Source organism: Ferruginibacter sp., assembly GCF_031391665.1.
Classification (GTDB): domain Bacteria; phylum Bacteroidota; class Bacteroidia; order Chitinophagales; family Chitinophagaceae; genus Ferruginibacter.
This window is the reverse complement of sequence record NZ_JANMUN010000200.1, coordinates 1-2,967: the sequence shown is the minus strand read 5'-3', so window position 1 is coordinate 2,967 and position 2,967 is coordinate 1. Positions and strand designations below refer to the sequence as shown.

Here is a 2,967-nt window from a genome sequence, read left to right as displayed (position 1 = left end):
TCAGAACGGCGAGCTCGTGCTGCGCGAGCGCATGAGCGCGTTCGGCTACGGCCGGCAACCGACGCCGATGGCACCCGGCGACGACGGCGGTGGGTGGAGCCCTGCGGTGGAAGAGGTGATCGCCGGCGACCGCACCGGCTATCGGCCGCCCCTCCTGCCGGACCTCTGCTACGAGGATACAAAATTTGTGGAGAACTATTTTAATAAAATGCATAGCGTAAATCCACTTCGTAGAATTACAAAAAAGGAAAGAATTTTTAATTTTAAGCTGCAATTTTTTCAAAAACTCCTCATTATCATACCAGTAAAAATAGTTTTCTTTGCAATGCAATGTCATTATTCATCACATCTTTAAATTCGGGCAGCAATGGTAACTGCTATTATATTGGCAACAGTAACGAAGCTGTGCTGGTAGATGTAGGTATTTCCTGCAGGGAAACAGAAAAACGGATGAAGCAACTGGGGCTTTCGATGAAAACAGTAAAGGCCATTTTTGTTTCTCACGAGCATGGCGATCATATAAAAGGTGTTTCTGTTTTAGCCAATAAATATCATTTACCCGTTTATATTACCAACATAACGGCTAAGCATGGCCCAATATTAATAAAACATCTTGCAAAAGAATTTAAAACAAATGAGGCTGTTGTAATTGGAGAATTATCAGTTACCCCTTTTACAAAAAAACATGACGCTGCCGATCCTCATAGCTTTATAATTACATGCAACAATGTAACCGCAGGTGTATTTACAGATATTGGTATTGCATGCCCCGAGGTTATACATTATTTTAAACAATGCCATGCTGTTTTTTTAGAATCTAATTATGATGAAGAGCTTTTAGAAAATGGAAGGTATCCATTGCATTTAAAAAACCGTATCCGTGGTGGTCAGGGACATTTATCCAACAGGCAGGCGCTTGAATTATTTAAAGCACACCGGCCACCTTTTATGACGCACATTTTATTATCTCATTTATCAAAAGAAAATAATACTCCCGAAATTGCAGTGCAATTATTTAATGGCCATGCAAATGATATTGCAATTATCACAGCATCACGTTACGAGGCTACGCCAGTTTACCATATTACAGCAAACGCAACATTTAGATCAACTGCAGTAACCAAATTATTAAAACCACAGCAGTTAGATTTATTTATGTAAAGGGATTATTTTAAAAAATATTTTTGTTGAAAAGAAGTTTTTACCTGCATAATTCTTTTATAATACCGGTGTGTTGCGGATACAAATCCGACAATTCTTTTGCGTTAGCAAGTTCAAAATCGGCAAAATCAAAGCTCGGGGCTACGGTGCAACCCACAAAACAAAAGCTGCTGCCGGGTGCAGGGCGGCTGGCAAACCAGCAATTGACCGGCACCACATATTGAAACAATTGCCCCTTATCAATATCATTTCCTAAATAAATTTGATCCAGTATTCCATTATGCTGAAGTACATATATCATTAGCGGATCTCTCATATAAAAATGCCAGCACTCATCACTTTTTATACGGTGAAAAGCAGAAAAATTCCCGGCCTCCAGTAAAAAATAAATAGCAGTAGAAAAAAACCTGTCTGCTGAAAACCTTTGTGGTAAAGCATTTGCAGCTATCGCTTCGCTGCTTTTATAGTTTTCTTTGTACCAGCCACCTTCGGGATGATTTTGTAAATTATATTTTTTTATCACCCCATTAACAGTAATCATCTCAATGTTTTTATGCCTGAAAGATACCAAATGAATGTAAAAAAAACTGGTGTAAACTGCTGCTCACACCCAAAATAAATCTTCATTAAAAAAGATATCGTTTCCCTGTGAATAACGTAAAATCTTTGTGGAAATATTTTTAACTAAATCGCTTTGTACAACCATTATAAATCAGCTATATTTGATACTTGTAATACTACACACTCATTAACATTCTAAAATTTAAAAAATGGCAACAAAGAAAAAGGTAAAAAAAGCTGCACCCAAAAAGGCAGCTCCTAAAAAAGCTGCAGCAAAAAAAGCGGCTCCAAAAAAAGCGGCTAAAAAGGCAGCACCAAAAAAAGCAGTAAAAAAAGCAGCACCAAAAAAAGTTGCTAAAAAGAAATCTGCACGCAAGCCATCTGCAGCATTTATGAAACCACTTACACCAAGTGCTGATTTAGCAGCGGTAGTAGGCAGCAAAGGATTACCACGTACAGAAGTGGTAAAAAAACTTTGGGTTTACATTAAAGCAAACAAATTGCAGGATCCAAAAAACAAACGTATGATTAATGCTGATGCTAAATTAAAACCAATTTTTGGTGGCAAAGCTCAGGTATCAATGTTTGATATGGCTAAGCTTATTTCAAACCATTTGAAATAATAAATTTTTCGAAAAAATTTAAGGGCATCATTTTGATGCCCTTTTTTATTAATTAATATCCTGCCCTTTCTCCAGCATAGGAATGTATTTTTCCAATGCATCTTTATTGGCTTTATCACTTGCCTGCACACGTGCCAGCTTTGCATGTTTTAATGCATTTTTAAAATCGCCATTGGCAGCGTAACCCCTCATTAATCCCATATTGGTAGTAAATACATTCGGATTTTTTTGTGCGTTTAGTTTAAAAGCCACCAACGCTTCTTTTACTTTTTTCTGCTGCAGTAATTGCCTGGCATAATTGTGCAGCTCCTGCATGGTTGCTAACGGCATTGCCTGTTGCATAATAGTATCTGCTTCAGCCTGCCTGTTTAGTTTGCTTAATACACCGGCTTTACTGCTAAGTGTTTTAAAATTTTTCTGCCCTATAAAATTTCCATTAACAGCATAATTGCTCCACTCAAGAGCTTCTTCCAGATTAGTATTATTATTCACACAAAAATTTGCGGCCTGTACCCATGCATCAGGTTCAAAGCCTTCATCATTTCTTAACTGTCTTCTAAAACTTTCAATTTGAGTTTTTACATAATCAACAGATATGGTAAAAGGAATTTTTAATTTTTCC

At 37.4% G+C, this 2,967-nt stretch carries 4 protein-coding genes and 2 pseudogenes; 4 read left to right on the top strand and 2 right to left on the bottom strand.

The window, feature by feature from the left end; genetic code table 11:
- Window positions 1-355: hypothetical protein (locus ACY651_RS14740; protein WP_462254078.1), on the top strand; the 355-nt coding region annotated here is incomplete at its 5' end.
- Window positions 331-1,161, top strand: coding sequence for an MBL fold metallo-hydrolase (locus tag ACY651_RS14735; protein ID WP_462254076.1), 831 nt, complete (start codon window positions 331-333; stop codon window positions 1,159-1,161). The genes ACY651_RS14740 and ACY651_RS14735, both read left to right, overlap by 25 nt.
- A gap of 40 nt (window positions 1,162-1,201) precedes the next feature.
- On the opposite strand, the gene ACY651_RS14730 is transcribed toward ACY651_RS14735, so the two are convergent.
- Entirely contained in the window at window positions 1,202-1,702 is a 501-nt protein-coding gene (locus ACY651_RS14730) for a cupin domain-containing protein (RefSeq protein WP_462254074.1), read from the bottom strand.
- A 304-nt stretch (window positions 1,703-2,006) separates the two neighbouring features.
- Between ACY651_RS14730 and ACY651_RS14725 the strand changes: the two are divergent.
- Window positions 2,007-2,087 (top strand): annotated as a pseudogene (locus tag ACY651_RS14725) (histone); the annotation flags it as partial.
- A 27-nt stretch (window positions 2,088-2,114) separates the two neighbouring features.
- Complete coding sequence (locus ACY651_RS14720; RefSeq protein ID WP_462254080.1) at window positions 2,115-2,345, top strand: SWIB/MDM2 domain-containing protein; 231 nt, start codon at window positions 2,115-2,117, stop codon at window positions 2,343-2,345.
- Window positions 2,346-2,393: 48 nt separating this feature from the next.
- Here ACY651_RS14720 and ACY651_RS14715 read toward each other — a convergent pair.
- Window positions 2,394-2,967, bottom strand: a pseudogene (locus ACY651_RS14715) (DUF2911 domain-containing protein); the annotation flags it as partial.